Origin of the sequence: Pedobacter riviphilus, from assembly GCF_014692875.1 — a bacterium.
Taxonomy (GTDB): Bacteria; Bacteroidota; Bacteroidia; order Sphingobacteriales; family Sphingobacteriaceae; genus Pedobacter; species Pedobacter riviphilus.
Map to the genome: position 1 here is coordinate 3,220,555 of NZ_CP061171.1, position 23,786 is coordinate 3,244,340.

Annotated in this window: 20 protein-coding genes; 6 read left to right on the top strand and 14 right to left on the bottom strand. The window is 39.0% G+C overall.

The genetic code is table 11. The annotated features are described in order from the left end of the window. The first annotated feature begins 303 nt into the window (after positions 1-303). The 5 genes from H9N25_RS13180 (at position 304) to H9N25_RS13195 (ending at position 5,267) form a co-directional block, all read left to right on the top strand. Positions 304-1,605, top strand: coding sequence for a hypothetical protein (locus H9N25_RS13180; RefSeq protein ID WP_190326190.1), 1,302 nt, complete (start codon positions 304-306; stop codon positions 1,603-1,605). A gap of 92 nt (positions 1,606-1,697) precedes the next feature. Next, a complete protein-coding gene (locus tag H9N25_RS13185) occupies positions 1,698-2,798 on the top strand; it encodes a hypothetical protein (protein WP_190326191.1) in 1,101 nt (366 codons plus the stop codon). A 198-nt stretch (positions 2,799-2,996) separates the two neighbouring features. Beyond that, positions 2,997-3,452, top strand: a complete 456-nt coding sequence (locus H9N25_RS25100; RefSeq protein WP_255524460.1) for an inorganic phosphate transporter — start codon at positions 2,997-2,999, stop codon at positions 3,450-3,452. Further along, a complete protein-coding gene (locus tag H9N25_RS13190) occupies positions 3,338-4,414 on the top strand; it encodes an inorganic phosphate transporter (RefSeq protein ID WP_255524461.1) in 1,077 nt (358 codons plus the stop codon). Before H9N25_RS25100 ends, H9N25_RS13190 begins: the two co-directional genes overlap by 115 nt. Before the next feature lie 31 nt (positions 4,415-4,445). Then, entirely contained in the window at positions 4,446-5,267 is an 822-nt protein-coding gene (locus H9N25_RS13195) for a universal stress protein (protein WP_190326192.1), read from the top strand. Between the two features lie 392 nt (positions 5,268-5,659). Here the strand turns inward: H9N25_RS13195 and H9N25_RS13200 are convergent, their stop codons facing one another. The 11 genes from H9N25_RS13200 to spt all read right to left on the bottom strand — a co-directional run bounded on the left by H9N25_RS13200 (position 5,660) and on the right by spt (position 16,789). Further along, complete coding sequence (locus tag H9N25_RS13200; RefSeq protein WP_190326193.1) at positions 5,660-6,601, bottom strand: phosphatase PAP2 family protein; 942 nt, start codon at positions 6,599-6,601, stop codon at positions 5,660-5,662. Position 6,602: 1 nt separating this feature from the next. After that, positions 6,603-7,223 carry a sterol desaturase family protein gene (locus H9N25_RS13205; protein ID WP_190326194.1) on the bottom strand — a complete coding sequence of 207 codons (621 nt, stop codon included), beginning with the start codon at positions 7,221-7,223 and terminating at the stop codon, positions 6,603-6,605. A gap of 233 nt (positions 7,224-7,456) precedes the next feature. Next, on the bottom strand, positions 7,457-8,746 hold the full coding sequence (locus tag H9N25_RS13210; protein WP_190326195.1) for a DUF4833 domain-containing protein: 1,290 nt from the start codon (positions 8,744-8,746) through the stop codon (positions 7,457-7,459). A gap of 10 nt (positions 8,747-8,756) precedes the next feature. Next, the gene (locus H9N25_RS25310; RefSeq protein ID WP_330221036.1) at positions 8,757-9,467 is read right to left on the bottom strand and encodes a DUF5686 family protein; all 711 of its coding nucleotides are present in this window, start codon (positions 9,465-9,467) and stop codon (positions 8,757-8,759) included. A 10-nt stretch (positions 9,468-9,477) separates the two neighbouring features. Then, positions 9,478-11,301 (bottom strand): DUF5686 and carboxypeptidase-like regulatory domain-containing protein, encoded by a 1,824-nt coding sequence (locus H9N25_RS13215; protein WP_330221037.1) that lies wholly within the window; start codon positions 11,299-11,301, stop codon positions 9,478-9,480. Continuing rightward, entirely contained in the window at positions 11,298-11,678 is a 381-nt protein-coding gene (locus tag H9N25_RS13220; protein ID WP_190326196.1) for a GtrA family protein, read from the bottom strand. The genes H9N25_RS13215 and H9N25_RS13220 overlap by 4 nt, the downstream gene beginning before the upstream one ends. Before the next feature lie 2 nt (positions 11,679-11,680). Then, positions 11,681-12,136: a phosphatidylglycerophosphatase A family protein gene (locus H9N25_RS13225; protein ID WP_223833374.1), complete on the bottom strand. Its 456-nt coding sequence runs from the start codon at positions 12,134-12,136 to the stop codon at positions 11,681-11,683. Continuing rightward, on the bottom strand, positions 12,136-13,461 hold the full coding sequence (locus H9N25_RS13230; RefSeq protein ID WP_190326197.1) for an inositol-3-phosphate synthase: 1,326 nt from the start codon (positions 13,459-13,461) through the stop codon (positions 12,136-12,138). The genes H9N25_RS13225 and H9N25_RS13230 overlap by 1 nt, the downstream gene beginning before the upstream one ends. An 18-nt stretch (positions 13,462-13,479) precedes the next feature. Continuing rightward, a complete protein-coding gene (locus tag H9N25_RS13235; RefSeq protein WP_190326198.1) occupies positions 13,480-14,469 on the bottom strand; it encodes an NAD-dependent epimerase/dehydratase family protein in 990 nt (329 codons plus the stop codon). After that, complete coding sequence (locus H9N25_RS13240; RefSeq protein WP_190326199.1) at positions 14,466-15,587, bottom strand: hypothetical protein; 1,122 nt, start codon at positions 15,585-15,587, stop codon at positions 14,466-14,468. The genes H9N25_RS13235 and H9N25_RS13240 overlap by 4 nt, the downstream gene beginning before the upstream one ends. After that, a complete protein-coding gene (gene spt / locus H9N25_RS13245) occupies positions 15,584-16,789 on the bottom strand; it encodes a serine palmitoyltransferase (RefSeq protein WP_190326200.1) in 1,206 nt (401 codons plus the stop codon). Before spt ends, H9N25_RS13240 begins: the two co-directional genes overlap by 4 nt. A gap of 1,019 nt (positions 16,790-17,808) precedes the next feature. Here spt and H9N25_RS13250 point away from each other — a divergent pair. After that, positions 17,809-18,225 (top strand): helix-turn-helix domain-containing protein, encoded by a 417-nt coding sequence (locus H9N25_RS13250; protein WP_190326201.1) that lies wholly within the window; start codon positions 17,809-17,811, stop codon positions 18,223-18,225. A gap of 169 nt (positions 18,226-18,394) precedes the next feature. On the opposite strand, the gene H9N25_RS13255 is transcribed toward H9N25_RS13250, so the two are convergent. Genes H9N25_RS13255 through H9N25_RS13265 form a run of 3 tightly spaced genes read right to left on the bottom strand, consistent with a single transcriptional unit; the run spans position 18,395 to position 23,535 of the window. Continuing rightward, positions 18,395-19,474: a phytase gene (locus H9N25_RS13255; RefSeq protein ID WP_190326202.1), complete on the bottom strand. Its 1,080-nt coding sequence runs from the start codon at positions 19,472-19,474 to the stop codon at positions 18,395-18,397. A 1-nt stretch (position 19,475) separates the two neighbouring features. Then, complete coding sequence (locus H9N25_RS13260) at positions 19,476-20,735, bottom strand: right-handed parallel beta-helix repeat-containing protein (RefSeq protein WP_190326203.1); 1,260 nt, start codon at positions 20,733-20,735, stop codon at positions 19,476-19,478. A gap of 22 nt (positions 20,736-20,757) precedes the next feature. Then, the gene (locus H9N25_RS13265) at positions 20,758-23,535 is read right to left on the bottom strand and encodes a TonB-dependent receptor (RefSeq protein ID WP_190326204.1); all 2,778 of its coding nucleotides are present in this window, start codon (positions 23,533-23,535) and stop codon (positions 20,758-20,760) included. Between the last annotated feature and the right edge of the window lie 251 nt (positions 23,536-23,786).

A 23,786-nucleotide genomic window follows, 5' to 3' on the forward strand; every position in this document is an offset into this window, starting at 1 on the left:
AACGAAAGGTTGTACCAGAACCCTCCGTTTTAAACCGATCATTTCTAGTAGAACGGCAAATCAGGATAAACCTGAAATATTTTAAAATATACTGTTAAAAACCCAGGGTGGCTAACAGATTTACTTAGTAAAATCAATATGAATGACTAAGATATAAAAAAACATAACATTTAGGTATAAACATGTTTTTATTTCCTTAAAAACATTGGATAATTGGCCAGTTTACCTGAATGACCTTGAAAAAATCAACCAGAAAAACATGGATCATACCTATAAGATCCTATGAAAAACAAAAAAATGAAAATGAAAAATTTCAAAAACTTAATCGGTCTTTTATCAATTGTTGCTGTTTCATTTACAGCTTGTAAGAAAAACGAAGGTGGTGCTGATACATTCGCTAACCGCAGCACTTCGGCAGCAGATTATTCACAATCATCATTACCGGTTGTTGCCGTTAGCGGAGACATTACCAGCTCTGTTACCTGGACAGCAGGAAACGTTTATGAATTAAGTGGTGTAGTAACCGTTAGAAACGGTGCAACTTTAACCATCCAGGCCGGCACCTATATTAAAGCTTCGGTAAATACACCGGGTGTACAAAATGGTGTATTGGTTATTGCTAAAGATGGTAACATCAATGCAATAGGTACAGCTGAAAACCCAATTGTATTTACCAGCCGTTATCTTTTGGATGGTGATGCCAGCACAACAGGTAAGCCAGGCGATTTAGGTGGTGTAATTGTTTTAGGTAATGCTAAAATCAACGTTGGCGATAAACTGATTGAAGGTTTAGCAAATGAAGATAAGTTTCATTATGGAGGTAATAATGATGCTGATAACCGTGGTACTTTACAATACGTACGTATCGAATATGCAGGTTTCCAGTTGGCTCCGAACGTTGAGGTTAATGGCCTAACTTTAGGTGGTGTGGGTAGCGGTACTACAATCGATCACGTACAGGTTTCTTATGGTTTAGATGATGGATTCGAATTTTTCGGGGGTACTGTTAGCCCAAGCAATTTAATTGCTTTAGCTTCTGATGACGATCAGTTTGATTTCGACAATGGTTTTACCGGAACATTAACCGATGCGGTAGCCATTGCTGATAAAAATTCTACACACAGCACAAGTGGCAGTAACAGCGATTCAAATGGTATCGAATCAGACAACAATGCACCTGCTGAAGATGCAACCTTTAGCTTAACGCCTAAAACGCACCCAACTTTACAAAATGTGAGCGTTTTTGGTACTGAAAACCCTAATGGTATTGCTGGTTTAGGTTACCGTAATGGTATCCGTGAGCGCAGAGGTTCGGAAGTTACTTTATCTGATGTAATTGTTTCTGGTTATAACACTGGTATTGCTTTCGATGCTGATGCCAATGCAAGCCTTTCAGATATTAATAGTACTTCTGTTCACGGTTTCACCAATTCAATCACGGCGGCAGTTGGTGCTTACGTAGATGGTGGTGGTAATTCATTAGTAGTAAACGCAACCAATGCCAGTTATTTTGGTGTTAGCCAGCCATGGTACAACACACCAGGTTCGCCGGCTACAGTTACGCTACCAAGCTGGGCTTCAGGTTGGTCAAAACTTGTATTCTAATTTTTTTCTCTCTTAACTAAAGGCGGCCGTACCCATGGGTACGGTCCCTTTATTACAAAAACAGATAGCTGTTTTAAATGTAATTACCCTTTATGAAACTAAAAATTTTTACCCTTTTCTTTCTTTCTGCTGTTGTAGCCTTAAGTTTATCTTGCCGCAAAGCGGAGCTGCTTCAACCAGAGCCAGCTAAAATTATCCAGTTAAACATTACTGGCACCACTGATGTTGATCTGGAATACCTGTATAAAGATAGCATTATAGCCAGTACCAAGGCAGGCACAGGCGGCATTGGTGTAAAAACCCTGCTTGCTGTACAAGATCAGAACTCCATTTTAAAAATCAGAAATAAGGCCACTGCCGAAATATTACTGACCAAAACGATTGCTGCAGCCCCATTCGACCAAAACATCAATGTTTTTTACGATGGTATCAAAATATATAATAATGCCATTTCATTACGGATTAAGGGTTATGCCCTATCTGGCGAACTCGAGTTCTTATTAGATGGAAATTTATTATTTTCAGCAACAGGTGCTGTAAATAAACCATATTCCATCCTTATTGATAAGGGTACCACGAGAGAAATTTCTATCAGAAAAAAAGGTGAAACTGCCATTTTGTTAACCAAAACAATCGAATCGACCGCGGCTCAACAAAATATCGGTTACTTTTTTGACGGCACTAAATTAGTGGATAATGTAAAACTCGATCCACCTGTTAATCCAGCCAATATGATGCTGACGGCTAAATTTGAAACTACATTTCCAAATCAGTTTAAAAATATAGATGTGGATCTTGTATTTTATACCAGGCTTAAAAATGCATCAAATACAACTGTTGGTACGAAACTAATACCAGAACTCAGATTTACCCTTCCTAAAAATGGTTCTTTTAATTCAATAGAGCTCCCTGCTTTACCGGGTCCGAATTATATTTACAGCTTCGATATATTTGAAAAGGGAACCACGAATGATCCTTATATTTCCGGTACACCTTTAGTTCTGACCGGTTATACAATTAAACCGAACGAAGGAAGAATTACATCAATATTTGCCGACAATGGGATTAATTTTGAGGCAGGAAAATCGAAATTATATTTAATTACCGATGGCAAAACAAATGTATCAACGCCTACAAAATCTGTTTATATATCGGGAGGCAGGTTAACCGACCTTTCGCAATATTTTCAATAGGATTTATCATTATTACACAGAAAAGGGAAAAACCAAAGCAAACTGCAGCGGCTATTCCCTCTTTTCCTTTTATTACCATTTGCGCATTAACCTATTAATAACAATCATTTAACTTACAACACGATTTAAATCAGCTACTTATTCATTTATTTGAATAACGCAGATGAGTGATCTGCAATGGATACCCAAACTGATCTTATGCCGTCGTTCTGCAACATCATTTCCTTTCTAGGAAACACCGATTTAAGTACTCCCCTTGTCATCATTTTTATAGTATGCTTACTTGCTGTAGTTGGGTTCGAATTTGTTAACGGGTTCCACGATACGGCCAATGCCGTAGCTACAGTGATTTATACAAAAGCACTTAAACCAGTTGTGGCCATCCCTTGGTCGGGGTTCTGGAATTTCATGGGCGTATTTACAGGAGGAATTGCCGTAGCTATGGGCATTTTAAAACTGGTTCCCTTAGATGCCTTAATGAACCTTCCTATTGGTGTGGGCGCTGCCATGGTATTGGCTGTTTTATTGGCCTCCATTGCATGGAACCTAGGCACCTGGTATTTGGGTATCCCTTGTTCGAGCTCGCACACCATGATTGGTGCCATGATTGGTGCTGGTTTAGCATTTACCTGGTACTATGGGGCAAAGGCGTAAACTGGGGCAAAGCCGAAGAAATTGGCTTATCGTTAATCTTATCGCCTATTATTGGTTTTGGATTGGCTGTTTTGCTGATGTACTTTTTAAAACACATTGTGAAATACCATGCCCTTTTCCATATCCCACATGGAGAAAACGACCGTCCGCCTTTACTCATTAGAGGCTTACTCATCACCACTTGTACATTAGTGAGCTTTTTTCATGGCAGTAACGACGGACAAAAAGGTGTTGGTTTGCTGATGTTGATCCTGATTGCTTTTTTGCCTGCAAAATTTGCTGTAAATCACCATATCCCAAATGATAAAGTACTTTTCCAATTGAACCAAACCGAACAGGTACTTCAAAAAACCGCAGCACTTAATCATGGTAAAAGACTGGATATCACCACGCTGGTGACTAAAATAAATAAGGCTAAATTTCACCTGTCGCTAAAAAATGAAACAGATAAAAAAAATACCTATCTTTTCCGTAAACAGATAGAAGAAGTAATTGCTGCGGTAAAAACGGTAAGGACAGATAAAACATTGATCATTGACAAAGCCGACGATCAGCTCCTTGCCGATAATACTACCGAATTAGCCAAAGTGGTTGAGTTTGCACCTTTATGGGTTATACTTTTAATTTCCATTTCGCTGGGGCTTGGCACCATGATTGGATGGAAACGGATAGTGGTTACCATTGGTGAGAAAATTGGGAACGAACACTTAAATTATGCCCAGGGTGCAACATCCGAAATCGTAGCCGCATCTACCATCGGTTTAAGTACAGCCTTCGGATTACCGGTAAGTACCACACATGTACTATCGAGCGGGATAGCCGGTGCCATGGTGGCTTCTGGCGGAAAAGAGAATTTAAACAATAATACCTTAAAAAATATTGGCTTGGCCTGGATACTTACGCTACCCGTATCAATCGTTTTAGCCATCTTGTTATTTATGCTTTTTCATTTGTTTATCTAACCTTTTTCAATCAACCCATATCCTTTAAAAAATGAAACAGATACTTGTAGCAACAGATTTTTCGAGAAGTGCAGGAAATGCCCTGGCTTATGCGCTGGCTATGGCAAAAACGCTAAATATGGAGGTTGTGGCCATCCATGCCATCCACCCTACCGAAGGCATAAATAACAGTACTTACAATGCCATTTTTATCGAATTTTATTACGAAAACAAAAGGACTGCCTTAAAAGAATGGGCCGAAAACATCAGAACGAAAGAAAATTATACTGATGTTAAATTAGAAACCAAATGCGATGTTGGTTTTTTAAGGGCAGTAATTACCAATCATACCGAAAACAACCTGGTAGAACTTTTGGTAATGGGCATTACCGGGGCAACAGGCATAAGTGGTATTGTGGGCAGCAATGCCAGCATGGCCGTTACCAAAATGAGAATCCCAACACTAATTGTTCCCTTAGAAAGCAGTTTTACAAACTTTCCGATTATTACGCTGGCTACCGACTATGAAACCGTTTTATCGCCTAAAGACATTACAGCACTGAGCGAGCTCTTAAAAGCTTCGGGCACGAGAAAAATGCAGGTGCTTTATGTTGCCGAAAAATCGGATGAACTCCATATTCAAACCGGAGAAAAAAGAATTAAAGAATTGCTTCCTGATACAGAAATAGAATTTAACTACATTATAGACAGTAGCGCGCCAAATGGTATTATGGATTTCATAAAAAGCAACCATACTGATATACTTTGTTTAGTTAAACATCACCACAATATTATTTACCGGTTATTTACCAGTAGTACGGTTAATCAGGTACTGAACAAATCGGTAAAAGCAATCCTGGTTTTACACGAATAGATTTTTTATTGATTGACCTGATGTGATTTTCTTCCAAGTACCCAGCGGTTACGCATGCAACGGTAACACCTATAACGTTTCATAGGTAACCAAAATAACAAGGCTTTAATTATAAATGTTCGTGGAATTCTTTCCATATCAGATTTATCGCCTTTACCGCATGGGCATACACCTTGATAATGCTCGTTTCCGATTGATTTGATCGCTGCTGTCATGACACAAGAAATTGAAAGTTTATACTAACCTTATAGATAAACAAAAATATAGCGCTAATGTTAACATAAAATAATCTGTTCAACACCAAAACAGGTTTATGACTTCATTATCAGTAAATTTCGCCTTAATTTCCCTGTAAAAACTCCGCTATTTTGATTTAAGATCAGCTATTGGGCTTAATTACCAATTGCGCTTATCATCGTTGCTATAAGCCGTTTCAACTTCGTATGATGTATTAAATAATTAAAAGAAATAATACCCAAAAATGCGCAGATTACTCCAGCCAATACATCAAGCGTATAATGATGGCTGGTATAAACAGCCGAAAACCAGATTCCGAGCATAACGGTAAAAAAGAAAATATTAATTTTCCCCAAGCGGTTTTTTAGGCCATAATAAACAACAATAACGGGATACGATGAGTGTAAGGATGGCATGGCAGCAAATACATTAGAACCTTTGCTGTATATCCCATGAAAAAGTGTAATACCAAAAAAATGGTCGAAACGGGCCAATCCTGCAGTATTGCCGGCTGTTTTGGCTATAAATTCGAAGCCGTGTTCCTGCACATACCATGGTGGTGCTGCCGGAAAAGCATAATAAACTACAAAGCCCAATAAATTTACCCAAACAAAAGTGAGCGAAAACTGAACAAACTGTTCTTTATTCTTAAAGAAAAGATAAGTAGCAAATGCCAAAGGAACAGGCACCCACATTAAATAGAAAAAACCTGTCAATACATCTAAAAATGCATTACTGTTTATCTTCCAGTACTCGTTAGGGGTAAGTATTAGCCCATGAGAATGAACACCAAACAACTTTTTTTCAAGTGAATACAAATCTTCAATATGCACTTGATTAAAAAGATAGTTTGGAAAGGCTTTCATGTAATCAAACAATATCCAGTATACAATAAAGATTGAAAAGCCGAGAATAAAGCGTCTTGTTCCCTTCGAGATAAAGAACAAAGCGTTAAAAATAAAAATCAGCACCAACTGATCGGTTTTAAAGCCGACCAGCAGCGCTGATAACAATAGATATCCAACAGATATAGCAACTGTTAGATAAATATTCCGGATATTATAAAAACTGTTTTTAAGCAATACTTCTTGCTGCATGTTATTTTTTATCAAAATTAGACCTAAAAATATGGTCCCAAAAAGTCCAGCTTACACCATAACCTTTGGTCGAATCGGAATAATGATGAAGCATATGGTGTTGCTTTAGCTGTTTCCAGAAACCGCTTTTAAAATTAGCATGGTGAAGGGCGTAATGCACCATATCGTAAAACAGATAACCAATCATAAAGCCTGAGAAAAATGGATAAACCATTGTATCGGGTAACAACCAATCGAAAAGAAAGTAAAAACCCAAAGCCATAGGGATACTGGCTGAAGGCGGCATCACCAATCTTTTGGCATCATTGGGATAATCGTGGTGTACCCCATGAAAAATGAAATGGATTTTCTTTCCCCACTCGGCTTCTGGTTCGAAATGAAAAACATAGCGATGCAAGATGTATTCGGTGATGGTCCAGATGCCAAGGCCGAACAAAAACCATCCCGCAAAATTTAAAACAGGCATTTCGATTTCCCAAAGCGCTTTCCAAAAAAGAAAAGCAATAACCGGAACATACACGATTAATGGCACATAAAATCGAACTTTTGATAAACTTTCCAAAAAGTCATTCTTAAACATCCTGATGGATGCGGTTGAATTTGAAACAAAATTCTTTTTCATTTGGTCATATTTTTTAACTGGTCTTCGACTCCGCTCCGGACTGACAAATTGAGATAGATTTCCCGACTGCGCTCCGCTCAAAAATGAAGGATTCCAGTAGAAACAGTCGTCATTCTCGCGCAGGTGGGAATCTTAAAGCTTATGGCATTACGATTATTCATAAGTCTTCCTTTTTTCAAAGGCATTCATGAGCACTACATGGTTCCCAATCAAGTTGGGAATGACAATCTATCTTAAACCTTAATCCTTTCCACTAACACTTTTGAAGGTTCCGCAGCATCAAAACCTTTTATTTCTACATATTTCACATTCGGGAACCAAAAGGTACCGCCCTCAATCCGAAGGAATATCCGTTCTAACTGCATTTTTTTATTGTTGATAGTTGCAAAAACATGATATTTTTTATCTATAGCAGATTTATTCAGGTACATCGGCAGTTTTTTATGAGAGGTAAACCGAAGTTCGAACTGACCATTACCCAGATTTTTGCTAATGATGCCATAAGCAAATTTTCGTTGGATGTAACTCAGTTCTTTCTTTTCACCTTTATCTCCGTAACGCATCCAAAATACGTTTACGGGCTGCTCTTTATTTACTTCGCCATGTTTATCTACATTTAACTGGCAGATAATGGTATTGGTATTCGGATCGCGCTGTAAATAAAACAATTGATTGCTGATATCTTTTGGTGTAGGGAAAGTAATCGGAGAAGGATCTGAGCCCTGTGCGCTTGCACTAAAGGAAAGTACTCCGCTTAAGCTTCCCATTAATACCAAACCAGCAATTAATGCGGCCTTGTTATTTCCTTTTCTTTCGTTAAATTCTTGTGCTTCCAAGCCTTTTTTGGCTTCCTGTAAACGTTTAACAGCTGTAATATTGGTTAAAACGGCCATTATCGCTATGGGCATGGTAAAAATCGACATCGTTTCGAAAACATGGAAAGAAATGCCCGGCAAATATACCTTGTAATCGCCGCCGATAAAGTGACCGGCAATGCCACAGGCAATGGCAAAAACGCCAATGGTTACCACCCTTTCTGGCCTTTGCATTAAACCACCTTTACATTCAACCCCTAATCCTTCGGCCCTTGCCCGGGTATAACTCACCATCATTGAACCAATGAGCGCAATAAAAGCAAACAGCGAACTTAAAAAGTAATGATGTGCCACGAGGTAATAACAGATGCCTAAAAACATAATCATTTCGCTGTAACGGTCGAGTACCGAATCGTACAGGGCTCCAAATTTCGAACTCATGTTCCCTAAACGCGCTACCTGACCGTCGAGCATATCGAACAGGCCAGCAAAAAGCACCAATGCACCTCCCCAGCCAATGTAAGACATATCTCCACGATTTGATTTTTCGGCACCGAGCACAAAAATTACGGCTACGCCAATATTCAGGATCAAGCCAATGGTGGTCACCGCATTAGGTGTTAAACCAATTTTAATTAATCCCTTTACAAAAGGGTTAATTACTTTATATATGCCCTGTTGCAGGTTATCCCTTAATTTTTTTTCCATAGCTTTTTTCTTAAAAATCAAATTTTACCCTTGCCCTTATCCCCCATTCAGAAACTTCTGGATTATTGAGGTAATTGAAGCGTTTTACCAGATCTACTCTTAACAGTTTAAAGATATTACCTACGCCAACGCTGCCTTCCATGTAGGGTTTATTACCTAATGCATAAGTCCTTTGTGCACCATTTTCATAAACCGGGAGCTGATATAAGCCTGTTTGAAAATTTGGATTATTTTCATTCCGTAAACCACCATATAATGCTTTAAATGACACCACCTCCCTTAACTTTAATTTTTTGATCAATGGTACTTTATTAAAAAAGAAGCCGTTAAAATTATGGTCGATATTAATACTCACATAATGATCACTCACAAATTCGAGGAAGTTCATCAGGTTGTACGAATTAAGTTGATAGGCATAGGTTTGGTTGGCACGGTGAATATCCAATAAAGGGAAGGGTACTTTTCCAGCGATATAACCACCTTCGAAGGTTACATCGCTATAGCCAAGCTGTGATAAATAAAAACGTTTATCGATACTTCCCATTAAACTATGATAATTATATTCACCCCCTAAAACACCTTTTAAACCTGCGGTATAGCGCAAGTTAAATACCGGATAGCGATCGGCAATGGGTACACGGTATATTTTACCCTGGTAAAATTTTTCGTTTGGTGCGTACCTTAACTGTACGGAAACCTCACTGGTGGTTAGTCTGTTCACCAGTTGGTTATTAGAATTTAAGTAATTTAATCCGCCGGCTGGTGTCTGACTCCATTTTTTTAAAACCAAGGTTATATGAAAAGTGGTTCTCGAACTCTTTTACATAATCCAAGCGGTAAAAATCGTTATACAATAACATATCGTTTACCCCACGTTTAAATGATAGCAAGAAATTATCTTCCTGCACAAACTGCAACTCTTGTCCGGGTATTTTGGTATCGCGCTGAAAACTGGCCCTCACGTAGTTTTGGGGAAATTCGTAGATCGATTTGTTATTCAGCGAATAGGTTGCTGAAAGGAAAAACTTCCATTTCTCATCTTTAATCCCATAAGCCAGGTAGTTTTCGAAGTAATAACGTTTACTGAGTTCGGGGGTTGTTCGGCCTCCAAACCGTAACCTTAAACCTTCTACATTGTTAAAGCTATAAAATGTATTTACGGGGCCAATTTCGTAAGGACCGAGATTTTGATAACCAGCAAATAAGAGCGTAACGATTTTCATTGTACGTTTAAAGGATGGCAGGTTTTGCAGGGTATCGATATTACCATAAATTTTCAACTGGTTTGTCGAAATGGTATCTAACCTATTTTTCTCCCAGAACTTATCGTCTTTTTTTGCTGCATCGGCCAGTACAACGGTACTTTTGCCTTGAAAAATAGTGTCTGGCAGCGCCGTATCAAACTGGTAATTTTTAAAAGTAACGCTGCGCTCACCTGTAAAACCAATTCCTTTGGTTTTACCAATACCAAAATCGGCCAGTAAGTTGCTTTTGCTCAAACTGTATTTGCCTTTATCGTTTGCTTCAAAATTTAGATCGATTTTAAGTGCACGTACAAAGTTGAGGTTAATGTTTTTATTTACCCCAAAAGAAGCTCCGGTAACGGCATAATGGTTATCATTCGTTACATAAATCTTCCCCTCAAACAACATATCGTTTGTGTTGCGCGGTGTAAAAGACAACTCAATAATCTGAGGTTTTTGATTTTTTAACGTATCGGTGATAAAAAACTTATAAAAGGCAGGTGCTCCATCGGCAATCGGGCTTAAAAACTCGTTACTGATTACCGAAATATTGTTTTTATAGATATCGATATCCTGATACATCCTATCGAAATAGGTTTTCATTCCTTTGTTATCGATATAACGGCTATCAAACTGGACCTGTTTTTCCCCGATTATAATGGTTTTGTTCTTTTCTGGATTTTTGCTCAGGTAATTATCGGCCAGTTTCTCTTGAATATAAATCGGCAACAGATTTTTTCCGCCAATTAATGTCGAATCCTGTTCCTGAAACAAAAACTGGTAATTCCTGAACATTCTTTTGTTCTTAAACTTATCCGATACATTGCTCAAGGAGAACAACATTTTTTCGTACTGCCTAAAAGAAACGGTATTGTAGCTCTTAATGCGGTTTTCTTCCTTGTGAGCAATTACCTGGCGGATCAACTCTACTGCCGGATTATCTTTATTCCGGTACTTCAACTTTTTCCCACCCACAATAACCACTTCATCCAGCGCTCTTGCATCGGGTACTAAGGCCACATCAAATTCCTGTGTAGCAGAAGGCACAATATTTTTAAAAACGGTTCGGTAGCCCACATAATTGAAACTTATTTCACTTTGTGGATTAGGCGAAACAAGTGTATATTTCCCGTTTACATCGGTTTGCGTGCCTATTTGGGTATCTTTAAAAAAAACGGAAACATTGGGTAATGTTTCTTTGGTCACAGCATCGCGAACCGTTCCCGACACGGTGGTTCTTTGCGCAAAAGCATTTACCTGCAAAATAAAACTGAGCACCACAGATAACAAAAATGAATAAATCGGTTTCATCTAACTTGAAAAATAAACTGCTTTTGCATGATATAATTGTAGCTTAAGCCCGTTAAAACAGCGCTCAAAACTTTGGCGAGTACGTAATTGAGATTTAAAAAATGGGTGAGGATAAACACTCCTGCTGTTACAATAACCAGGTTGCCTGCCCATACCAAAATGTATTTCAATATCTGCCATTTAATGGCTGCAGATTCACTTTCGAAAACCCATTTGCGGTTCACATAAAAATTAACCGCCCCACCTGCAACTGTCCCTGTAATACTTGCTGCCAGATACCACCAGCCAAAAAGATTTACTGCAACAATGGTCACACCGAAATCTGTTGCCGAGGCCACTAAGGATGATGCCTGTGCTTTTAGATAAGTGAATATCATGGTTAAAATAGTTCTAAAACAACAACCAGTTGCAGTATAACATTTGCATAAATCCCAGCCAGTACATCATCGGCCATTACACCCCATCCACCTGGCAATACTTCGAGCTTTCGGATGTAAAGAGGTTTGAGGATATCGAAAAACCTAAAAAGAATAAGTCCGATTAAGGTGTACTCCCATTTTAAAGGCACAAATAACAGGGTGATGCACATTCCGGCAACTTCATCAATCACCACCCTGTTATGGTCTTTGCCCCAAATTTCCTCTACCCTATCTGCACTCATTACCCCTATCATCACGATCAACATCGTGAAAAGCACAGGCCATAAATAGGGGTTGGTATAAGGGCTCTGGAAAAGATGCCAGCAGATGCAGGTTGCTATAGCAGCATAAGTACCAGCACCTTTGCCGATATACCCGATTCCCAGAGCCGTTGAAAGAAATTTGTGGATAAACACTATACCGTTTCTATCAGTTCTTCTTCGTAATCCTGCCCCAAATGGGTGATCAATTCTTCGCCCATAATGTAACGTAAGGTATTCTGAAGTTTCATCAACTGTTTAAAAATGTCATTTTCTGCAGGTACACCTGGAATTGTTTGTGGCGATTTCAGGTAAAATGATAACCATTCCTGAATGCCCGATAGGTTTGCACGTTTAGCCAGATCGATAAACAAAGCAAGATCCAACACAATTGGTGCAGCTAAAATCGAGTCGCGGCAAAGGAAATTGATTTTGATCTGCATTTTGTAACCTAACCATCCGAAAATGTCGATATTATCCCAGCTTTCTTTGTTATCACCATGCGGCGGATAATAATTGATCCTGATTTTGTGGTACATATCGCCATACAGATCAGGATTAACCTCTGGTTTAAAGATATCTTCCAATACGCCCAGTTTTGATACTTCCTTTGTTTTAAAGTTATCAGGATCATCTAATACCAAACCATCGCGGTTACCTAAAATATTATCAGAGAACCAACCATTTACGCCTAATGAACGTGCGGCTAAACCTGGAGCCAAAATGGTCTTCATTAAGGTTTGACCAGTTTTAAAATCTTTGCCAGCAATTGGGGTATCGGTTTCTTTAGCCAATTCGATTAAAGCAGGAATATCAACTGTTAAGTTTGGTGCACCGTTAGCAAAAGGAATTCCTAATTTTAATGCAGCATAAGCATAGATCATACTTGGCGCAATGCGCGAATCGTTATCTCTTAAACCTTGCTCAAACGCAGCTAATGATTCATGCACTTCTGATGGTTCGAAATAAATTTCGGTAGAACCACACCAAACCAGTACTATACGGTCGCAATTGTTTTCTGCTTTGAAGTTTTTAATATCTTCCATTACGGCTAAAGCCAGTTCGTAACGGTTATCGAGATCTTTTACATATTTACCATCCAGGTTTTTCACATAATTTCTGTCGAAAGCAGCACGCATCGGTTTAATAGCCTGTAATTCTTCGCGCACATCGCGCAAAAGGTTAGCATCTAATACGCGGGCATTCATTGCCGCTTCGTAAACATTATCTTCGTAAACATCCCAGCCGCCGAAAACCAAGTCATCAAGACCAGCCAATGGCACAAAATCTTTAATTTTCGGTTCTCTTTTTTCTGTTCTTTTTCCCAAACGGATGGTACCCATCTGTGTTAACGAACCGATAGGTTTTGATATTCCTTTTTTAATTGCAGCAACTCCGGCAATCATAGTTGTTGCTACGGCGCCTAATCCCGGCATTAATATTCCCAGCTTGCCTTCAGCTGCTTTTACTTGTTGTTTCATTCTATTTTATTTAAAATCTTATAACCAATTATTTTTACGGTACCAGTTTATCGTTTCAGTAAGGCCTTGTTCCAGCCCAAATTGGGGCACAAAGCCAAAGTCGTTCTGAATATTTTTAATATCACAGCCCCAGTTAAGGGCGGTGAGTTCTTTTATCTTATCTACGTTTAAGGCTGGAATTTTATTAAACATGCCATACAACCGTTCCATCGACCAGGCAAGCCCCTTAATCATCTGCACAGGTACATTCACCGTCAATGTTTTTTTGTTTAAAGCCTTACGCACATGGGCAGCTAGCGCAGAACGGTTATAAACTGCCCCATCGGATACATTATAACTTTTACCAACTACGTCAGATGCAAGTGATTTTATAATGATATCGGCCAAATCGGTGGCGTATACAAAGCTTAATTCCTGCTCCTGCTTGCCGATATACAGTTCCAGTCCTGCTTTAATTGTTTTAATTAATATGAAAATGTCTTTCTCACGCGGCCCATACACTGCCGTAGGCCTGAATATGATTAAGGGCAGATCCGGAACCTGAGCCAGGTACGTTTCAGCAAGTGCTTTGCTGATCCCATAATTGGTTACCGGATTTGAGGCACCCTTATCGGTAAGTTTTTCATTTTTTTTATTTAAAGGCCCCAATGCAGCCAAACTGCTTATAAATACAAATTTCTTTATTTTATGTGCTGATTTTGAAGCCGCCAAAGCCAGGTTTCGGGTATAAATGGCGTTTACCTGGTTGTAGTCATCACGCTTTTTTGCCTTGGTTACCGCAGCCGCATGCACAATGTAATCGTATCTTTTTTCTTCTATATTTTCTTTCAATAGGTATATGGAAGAAAGATCAAGGTCAACATAGCTGATCGGAAAATTTTTAAGATGTGCTGCAGTGGCCGATTGACGTACATTGGCATATACTTCAAGATCATTTGCCAGAGCAGATTTAATCAGGTGATAGCCCACAAATCCAGTTGCCCCTGTAATCAACACCCGCTTTTTCATATCGTTTTCTCTAAAATCCTATATTTACGATATAACTTCCCACCAATATCTTCAATAGGTTTATTGATCAGATCGTTATGGTCTAAAGTCCAGCTGGCCTCTGCATATTTCATATTTTTAGCCTTGAAATGTTTGATAATACGGCCATAAAGACAGGCTTCAATACCCATTTTACGGTAACCATCTACTACACCAAGCAATAAAATCCGGATACCGTCGATTTTCTTTTTGTTCAATAAAAGCTTGATCAGACCTGTTGGAAACAATCTTCCGCGCTTAATTTTGATCAAAATCTGGTTGATATCGGGTATAGCCAACGCAAAGCCTACAATCTTGCCATGCTGCTCGGCCAGGATACAAAATTCAGGGTCGAGAATCAATTTGAGGTCGTTTGCCGTATAGTCAAATTCTTTATCCGTCATTGGCACAAAACCAAGGTTTTTATCCCATGCTTTATTGTACACTTCCCTCACTGCATTACATTCTTCCTTGAATTTTTTCATGTTGATTTTACGCAGCACGATATCATTGCGGAGTAACCGTTCTTCTATCCTATCTAGCAGTTTAACCGACCTTTCGCTATAATTACCAGCGGTGTAGCGATAGGCCCTTAAATCGACATTTTTCTGAAAACCAGTTTGTTCCAAAAGCGACAGATAATATGGTGCATTATAAGGCATCATGGCTACCGGCGGCCCGTCGAATCCTTCAATGAGCAAGCCGCATACCTCATTGGTAGAGAAGTTTACCGGACCTAAAATTTTTGTAAGTCCTCTATCCATTAACCAGTCTTGTGCTGCATTTAAAAGCTGTTGTGCAACTTTCACGTCATTAACGCAATCAAAAAAGCCAAAGAAACCATCATTCCCGCCATAAACCTTATTGTGGTTCGTATTGTTAATTGCAGCAATTCGTCCAACTATTTTACCTTCATCATAAAGCAGAAAAAGCTGGATTTCAGAATGTTCGTAAAAAGGATGTTTACCTGGGGTGAGCAGATCGCGCTGTGCAATAAAAAGTTCGGGAACGTAATTTACATCTCCCGCGTATAATGCATGCGGAAAATCTACAAATGCTGCTAATGCTTTTTTATCAGAAACCTTTACCAGCGTGCTCATGATTGGCTTCCTACTAATTCTACGTTAACGGCCTTAAAAGCGGCGCTTAGTTTAGCGATGGCCGATTCGATCTGATCGAAAGTATGCGTGGCCATTAAAGAAAACCTGATCAAAGACGAATCAGAAGGCACTGCTGGCGAAACTACCGGATTTACAAATACCCCATTTTGTTGAAGGATATTCGTAATCATAAAGGTTTTGATGTTGTCGCGAATGTAAACGGGAATAATCGGGCTATTGCTATGCCCAATATCGAAACCTGCATCGAGCAAAAGTTTCTTCGCGTATTCTGTATTGGCCCAAAGTTTATCAATCCGTTCGGGCTCCGATTCGATAATATCTAATGCAGCAATCACACTTGCCACAGCAGATGGTGGCATACTTGCGCTAAACATCAGTGAGCGGGCACGGTGCTTGATATATTCGATGGTTTCCGTACTCCCCGCAATAAAACCGCCTAGTGAGGCCAGCGATTTGCTGAAAGTACCCATAATGAGGTCCACATCCTCGGTAAGATTGAAGTGTGATGCCGTTCCCGATCCATTAAACCCAATTACGCCAAGGCTATGCGCATCATCCATCATGATATTGGCGCCAAATTCATTGGCAATCTCTACCATTTCAGGAAGATTAACCAAATCGCCTTCCATGCTGAAAATACCATCAGAAACAATCAGTTTTGCTGCATCTTCCGGTAACCTGCTTAGTTTCCGGCGCAGATCCTGCATATCGTTATGCGCATATTTAATCGTGCGCGAAAAGGCCAAACGGCTTCCATCAATAATTGAGGCATGATCGTACTCATCCAGCAACAGATAATCGTTACGATCTAATAAACAAGATATTACGCCTAAGTTAACCTGAAAACCAGTGCTAAAAAGCACAGCAGCTTCTTTACCCACATATTCGGCCAAACGATTTTCCAATTCCTGGTGAATATCGAGCGAACCGTTCAAAAATCGCGATCCTGCACAGCCGGTTCCGTATTTTTCGATGGCTGCTTTTGCGGCTTCTTTTATTTTAGGATGATTGGTTAATCCTAAATAGGAATTTGAACCAAACATGAGTACATTTTTTCCGTTTATAACCACCTCGGTATCCTGGCCTGATTCTATCGATCTGAAATAAGGATATAATCCCTTTTCTTTTATCACCGCCGCATCCTTAAAAGAGGCAATTCTATCTTGTAATTTTTTACGCATGCTGTACACTTATATTCTTCAGTTTTTAAAACCCTGTTCTGAAAGTTTGGCCAGTACCAGAATGCTACTTGTGGATATTAAAATCAACAGTATAGATTAAGGCTGCATTAACCAAACGATTTGATAACACAATTTTAACGCGGAATTGAAGCCAAAAAAAGGTTCAAATGTGGGATATATTGGTCAAAAAGTTGGATCGGCAAAATGTGACATTCAGATGAATTGACCAATTGACATTCTGACTTTTATTATAAAATAGTAAAACAACAAAAAAGACACAAAACAGCACAAAAAACAACATAAATTACTGTTTTTAAGTTAATTAAAATTCAATATTTATTAATCAAAAGATTGAATTTTAATCAGAAATTAGTCATTTTAAAAAAAATAAATTGCAAAATTGATCCCGAATATTACATTTGTCAGAGCAAAATTCCGGCAGATAAAGGGCGAAAAACTATCCATAAAGGATGGCTGAAATTGTAGTGCAAAAGATAATCGAATCTGTTAAGAAATTATTAAAAAACGCCGAACGATTTTATGCAACAAGAGTTACTCAATAAAACTTTTTCAGAAAAAAACCACGAGGAAGCACTTTCTTTAAATGATGGATTGATGGCAAAAATTCATCACAGTAGCGATCCGCATTATTGCAGTTCGGAACCGTTCCGTATATCGAGTTATGCTTTAATTCTGATCACAAAGGGAAAGATGAATCTTAAGATAAATTTTGTAGAACATGTATTAAATCAAAGAGATATTCTACTCATTTTTCCACATGCTGTTTATGAGATTAAGGATAACAGCGATGTTTCTTTCATCAGCATCCATTTCAACAAAAGCTATTTAAAAACCAAGGGCATATTCTTTAATAGCGGCGAAACTTACAGAATGTTCCAGAACGATCCTACTCATAAATTTTCATTATCAAAAGAGGAATATACATTCATTTACTATGATATGCTTGCCCTGCACAAAAAACTGAACGTATCTAAAGATACCCGCAGATTAAAAACATTGTGCACAATAGCTTTCTGGAACTGCTGTATGATCTCTTTCTTCTCAAAAACAAACAGAAAGACCCATTACCTTTTGTTCACAATAGCAGAACAGAACTCACCAATCGTTTTTTATCGCTGGTATCAGAAAACTTTAAGAAAGAAAAACGTGTAATATATTATGCCAACTGTTTACGCATAACGCCAAGGCATTTATCGCAGGTTGTTAAACAGGTAACCGATAGGACAGCAGGGGAAGTTATTGATGAGATGGTGATCAGGGAAGCTAAACTACTACTAACCAGCCATGTAATGAACATATCGGAGGTAGCTATGGAACTGCACTTCAGTAACTCCTCTTTTTTTGGGAAATATTTTAAAAAGCAAACGGGAATTACCCCATCTGAGTACAAATTATCGAATAACATTGCGGTGTAGGTCAACCTCCTTACACTACTATAATAATTTCTCCGAGGCATCGTCATAAGCAAAAGTAATTAACCACAGATAGAAAGGGTGCACACAGATATGAAAATCCGTGTTTATCTGTGTGCATCTGGTTAAAACACTTAACGCCATTGGTCCCCCGCTTGCAACGGACAGGTCTTTATGGCTGTGCGCTGGTCAATTTTTTACCTGCTATATCTTCCCATCTGTAAAAATGAAAGGTTTTATCATCGCTCATGGCCACTAACAAACCATGTTTAAAATCGTTATTTAAAGGAACTGAAACCACGTCAATACCATCTGTTTGATTGGCTGAATATTTAATCGTGGTTAACAGCGGATGCGGATGGGCAGCATCGGTTTTAGCTACCCGGTCGTACACTTTTAACTGCCTGGCGCCCTGATCGGATACCAGGATATAGCCTTTGTTTCCTGAGGTTTTATAAATGGCGATCCCCTCATTGTCGACAGCAAAATCGCCTTGTCCGAATAATGCCAGTTCTTGATCTCCTTTGGCTGGGTCAGCATAATACTTGCGCACCCCTACCTGCTCATCGCAATAATAAACAAAACCCAGTTCGTTATCAACGGCAATGGCCTCAATTTCTTTTTTACCGCTATACTGGCCGAATTTCCGCACCAAATCTGCTTTAACATTGCCTTTCCCATCATCTGCCAATAAATATTGCCAAAGATAACTTCCGTTTTTAGGGCCCGTTTTACGACCAACAATGGCATAAATTTTTCCACTTGGATCAGTATACATTGAAATTCCCATCAAATCGCGGTATTCTGCTCCTGTTTCACCTACAAAAACAGGAATTCCGCCATTGTCGATTGCTTTCATATCAGGAAGAGAAAATATCCGCAGTTTATGCGTGTAACGTTCTGTTGTTACCACAATATCTGTCTTTTTTCCGGCCAAGCGCAAACCATAAGCAATATCAACATTATTAGGACGCTTTAAGCCTTTTATGGTTTTAGACTTGATGATTTTACCTTTCAGATCGAAAACATACAGGCCACCATTGGTATCTTTATCGGTACCGATTACTAAAGACTGCGCTGGATTGTTCGGGTTTACCCAGATTGCAGGATCGTCGGTATCAAAGTCGACAGGCTCGGACACGTATAAGGGTTTTACGGCCGTACTACTTCCGTTTTGTGCGCTTCCATTACAAGAAATGGTCAGGCTTAAAACCGCAAAAGCGGCAAGTTTTAATATATTATTATGCTTCATTTTATATTTTAGTTCCGTATGCACCAACAAATGTAGATGGTGCAGGAGAGATATAGGTAATACCATTTTTCATTACAATTCCGGTTTGGTGATGGCGGGTAAAGTTGGTAATACCCTTACCCAAAGCTGGCGAGTTGCCTTGCAAGTGAAAGTCCCACGCGGTATTGAAATCGGCATTGGTAACCGCTGTATTTAAGGGATAATTCACAAATTTAGGATCATTAGCACCAGCAACGTTACTAATTACATCGTTTTTACCGCCCACAATATCGCCGGTTGGCTGAAACTGATTTACGGTGGTTTGGTCGAAGCCATAATACCAGTTATTGCTATAAGCAGAACGGCTATCTTCTGGCTTTTTTGGATCTCTCTTCACGCCAAAACGGGTATTGGCGAAAAGATTATTATACAGATCGGCACGTACCGTACTCTCCAGCCAGATTGATCCGCCTTTGGCCGTTGGTCTTCTCCAACCTGTATTCACCATGGTATTGTTGTAAGCAATAATATACGTTTGTGGCGTTTTATCTCCAGTATTAGATAATTTTAAGGCATTGGTATTGGTGCTATAAACCAAGTTATAGGCTATATCTGCCAAACAGCCCGATTTAAAGTTCATGGCTTCCCCTCCTGTTACGCCCGTGGTATAAAACACATTATTGGCAAAAATGATCTTCCCACCTTCAATATAGGTACAATCTTCCTGGAGGTTTCTGAAGATGCTATTCTGAACGACTAATTTGCCATTAGCATTGGCAAACCAGAGTGCAGGTAAGTTTTCTCCGGCTTTAGCTTTATAAAGTCCCATTTTTACCGATGTTGAAGCATCTGAAGTAGTAGAGCCTGCATATTCGAGGATTACGTGATCAAGCACCAGTTCCTCGCATGTTGGGCCAGCCAAAATACCGCCCCAAAGCTTTCCAAATTTTTTTGATGAGGTTTTATAAAATTCATTTACCGTAAACCTGATAGGATTTTCTGCAGTTCCAAGTGCATACAGATTACCTTTTATAACAATTTCTGGTTTAGCAACCGTATCCATCAGCACCGTTACCCCCTCTTCAATGGTTAGCGTTTTCCCTTCCGGGATTACAATGTCGCCTTTAATTACCTGCGTACTGCCTTTTGCCCAAACCCCAGAAACCTCACCAATTGCCGAGCCATCAACAGCTGTAGTATCAACATCTATATTGGCTTTCTCGCATCCTGCCAAGGCGAGCACAACAAGAATTAATAATTTAAAAATCTGATTTGATTTCATGTCTTTGTATCTTTAAATGCTATTAATTAAATTTATACCTAAAGCCAACAAGGTAGTTTTGGCCATAATAATCGCTTCTGATCAAGGTTTTCCCATTTTTAACCAAATCTTCTTTGATGTCGTTATTTGCTGGATTTGTACCTTTTATAAATAGTTTTGTCGGTGTATTTAAAATGTTATTGGCTTTTACAAAAACACTTATTCCACCTTTAAAACGCTTCTCTGCAGACGCATCTACCTGTACAAATCCTTCCTGCCAAAAATCGTTATTTAAGAATTGAGAAACCGTGTTGATGCGTGGTCCTGTATAGGCACCTGCAACCTGTGCATCCCAGCCTTTTTTAGTGTCTTTAAACAATATTGACAGGTTGGCGATATGCGCAGACTGACCATAAAGCGGACGTTCCTGGTTTACATTTGCAGGCTCCGTATCTCCGGTGGTGCTATTGATCACCCTGGTGGTTTTAGTGGTGTTAATGCGCGAATGAGTGTAGGTATAATTGGCCTTTACACCTATTTTGTTAAAATATTTGATGTAATCTACCTCTGCGCCATAATTATTGGCCGTACCAAAGTTCCCTGGACTATAATAAATATCTTGGCCGCGAACGGCATCAGCCTGAAAAGTATATTCAATTGGATTTTTTATCCTTTTGTAGAAAGCACCAATCAATAATTGCTCAGAAGCGCCAGGAAAAAGCTCATACCTTAAATCGAAGTTATCGGCCAGTGCGCGCTGCAGGTTAGGATTGCCACGTTCCTGGAATTCTTCATTTACAACTTTTCCGGGTACAATTTCATAAAAACCTGGGCGGTTAAGGGCTTTGTAGTAAGAAGCATGTAACTGCGCTTTTTCTGTTAAAAAATATTTTGCAGTTAAACTCGGTAATACATCGGTATAAATCTGATTTCCTTTTGGAAAAGATTCTCCTGCCGCGAAAAGAAGATTATAACCCTGATTGGTATGCTCTACTCTTAGCCCTCCTATCACTTCTAATTTAGCCGAATTATATTTAAACATTCCATATCCAGAAGTAGTTTGCTCTGTTGCATCGTAGGTAAGCGAATTGGCTACCGCACCTGTTGGATTGCTTACCACCAAATTCAGGTCGGTGTAATTTTGGAAATTTACACCATAAATATCATTTGCATGATCTGCTCCCTGAGCGAGGTTATAATTATTAAAGAAACCACTCCTTTTTTTATCGCGGTATAAACCTCCAGCCATAACATCCAGTTTGTGTTCGCCAGCTAAAACATGGTAAGTCAGATCAAGGTAACCTGCCAAATCCTCATCGGTATTACGTTCCCATCTGCGGGTAACGGGGTTGGTATTAACTAAACTGGTACGTTTGCTTTGAAAATTCTGTTGTACCCCATTTAAACTGATGCTGGTATTATCGGGCACATCGTTTTTGGCTGAAGAATAAACAGCCGACCACTGTACTTTAAATTTATCATTAAAAAATTTATGATCGCCATGCAGCGTAGAATTGTAAATCTGTTGCTCAGTTAAGCGACTACGCGTATCGTAAACCAATTCTGCGTTCCCAGCTGTTGGATTATAAACTCCATTATAAGTAGTGGTTACAGCATCTCTAACCTGTTGATTTTTCAGGTTAACGTATACATTGTACAAACTGATCTGGTGATCTTTATTAAAAACATAATCAATTTTTCCATGTAAGCCTGTTCGCTGCTGCTGTTCAGAATATTCACGGTAACTTTTGCTGGTAATTTTGGCATAAGGATCGACACCTACAACAGAATTATTGTAAAAAGTACTGTTACTGCCACGGTAGGTATTCTGATAACTTCCTGCCAGCACCACCCCGAGTTTATTATCCAAAAAGCGTTTACTTAAGGATAAGCTTCCGATTAAATTAGGTGCGGGGTTTTTATATTTATAATCAAGCGTGCCCTTGGTAAAATCGCTCTGCGTAGCATTATAGGTTTTCCCATTTACTTCGTAGGGCGATTTGTAATTAATACCTGAAGCATTGTAACTGGTAAACTTACGATCGAAAAATAATTGGCTATAACCTGTTGAAATGTTTGCATTTACCTGAAATTTACCGGGTGCATTTTTCATCACCATATTAATGACACCACCAATGGCATCGCCTTCTAAATTTGGCGTAAGCGTTTTATACACTTCTAAACGATCGAGTAAATCAGAAGGAAAAAGATCAAGCGGAACATAACGGTATTTATTATCCGGACTTGGGATTTTAACACCATTTACCAAAGTATAATTGTAACGTTTATCCATCCCCCTTAAAATGGCATATTGTCCATCGCCGTTGCTATTGCGCTCTATAGACGCGCCAGAAATACGTTGCATCACATTGGCCACCGTTAAATCAGGCGAAATCTCAATCGATCTGCCTGATACGATATTCATTAGTTGTGGGGCATTTTTTTCTAAACGCCTTGCTCCCTGATCGGTAGAACTAACTACATTTGATTTAATAGTAATATCATCAAGGCTTTTCGAATCACTCTCCATGTAAAACTTTAAGTGATCGTTATCCTCTTTCAGTATCACTAAAGTTTTCTCTATGGTTTTGTAGGTAATGTAGCTCACACTAATTTTTGCAGCACCTACTTTTACATCCTTAAATTCGAAAGTACCATCTAATCCGGTATTGGTTATGCGCCTCGGGTTTTCTAAAACCACTGTTGCACCTACAATGGCCTCACCAGTTTGCTTATCGTAAACGTGGCCTTTCAGTTTTGTGGCATTAGCTGTGCCTGCACAAAAGAGAAATAAAAACAGAATTTGTAATCGTTTATTCATTGTGTTTGGTCATGTCATTTTATTATCGACGGGGCAAAGGTGTATACACCATTTTACACAAAGAAATTATTGAGGTTACATAAAGGCAACAGCGTTACAACAAGCATATATTAAAAGGCAACACAAAAACACAATACAATGATTATCAACAAATTAAACACGCCACAAAACGCCGTTATGCTTTTATTACCGTTACATTAACAAATTGTTAAGCCCTTAAAAATCAAAAAAACAGGTCATATATTACAGCT

Bases quoted from the DNA above. Each gene is read 5' to 3' on its own strand.
- H9N25_RS13180 (WP_190326190.1), top strand. From the start codon at position 304: ATGAAAAATTTCAAAAACTTAATCGGTCTTTTATCAATTGTTGCTGTT.
- H9N25_RS13185 (WP_190326191.1), top strand. From the start codon at position 1,698: ATGAAACTAAAAATTTTTACCCTTTTCTTTCTTTCTGCTGTTGTAGCC.
- H9N25_RS25100 (WP_255524460.1), top strand. From the start codon at position 2,997: ATGCCGTCGTTCTGCAACATCATTTCCTTTCTAGGAAACACCGATTTA.
- H9N25_RS13190 (WP_255524461.1), top strand. From the start codon at position 3,338: ATGGAACCTAGGCACCTGGTATTTGGGTATCCCTTGTTCGAGCTCGCA.
- H9N25_RS13195 (WP_190326192.1), top strand. From the start codon at position 4,446: ATGAAACAGATACTTGTAGCAACAGATTTTTCGAGAAGTGCAGGAAAT.
- H9N25_RS13200 (WP_190326193.1), bottom strand. From the start codon at position 6,601: ATGCAGCAAGAAGTATTGCTTAAAAACAGTTTTTATAATATCCGGAAT.
- H9N25_RS13205 (WP_190326194.1), bottom strand. From the start codon at position 7,223: ATGAAAAAGAATTTTGTTTCAAATTCAACCGCATCCATCAGGATGTTT.
- H9N25_RS13210 (WP_190326195.1), bottom strand. From the start codon at position 8,746: ATGGAAAAAAAATTAAGGGATAACCTGCAACAGGGCATATATAAAGTA.
- H9N25_RS13215 (WP_330221037.1), bottom strand. From the start codon at position 11,301: ATGAAACCGATTTATTCATTTTTGTTATCTGTGGTGCTCAGTTTTATT.
- H9N25_RS13220 (WP_190326196.1), bottom strand. From the start codon at position 11,678: ATGATATTCACTTATCTAAAAGCACAGGCATCATCCTTAGTGGCCTCG.
- H9N25_RS13230 (WP_190326197.1), bottom strand. From the start codon at position 13,461: ATGAAACAACAAGTAAAAGCAGCTGAAGGCAAGCTGGGAATATTAATG.
- H9N25_RS13235 (WP_190326198.1), bottom strand. From the start codon at position 14,469: ATGAAAAAGCGGGTGTTGATTACAGGGGCAACTGGATTTGTGGGCTAT.
- H9N25_RS13240 (WP_190326199.1), bottom strand. From the start codon at position 15,587: ATGAGCACGCTGGTAAAGGTTTCTGATAAAAAAGCATTAGCAGCATTT.
- spt (WP_190326200.1), bottom strand. From the start codon at position 16,789: ATGCGTAAAAAATTACAAGATAGAATTGCCTCTTTTAAGGATGCGGCG.
- H9N25_RS13255 (WP_190326202.1), bottom strand. From the start codon at position 19,474: ATGAAGCATAATAATATATTAAAACTTGCCGCTTTTGCGGTTTTAAGC.
- H9N25_RS13260 (WP_190326203.1), bottom strand. From the start codon at position 20,735: ATGAAATCAAATCAGATTTTTAAATTATTAATTCTTGTTGTGCTCGCC.
- H9N25_RS13265 (WP_190326204.1), bottom strand. From the start codon at position 23,535: ATGAATAAACGATTACAAATTCTGTTTTTATTTCTCTTTTGTGCAGGC.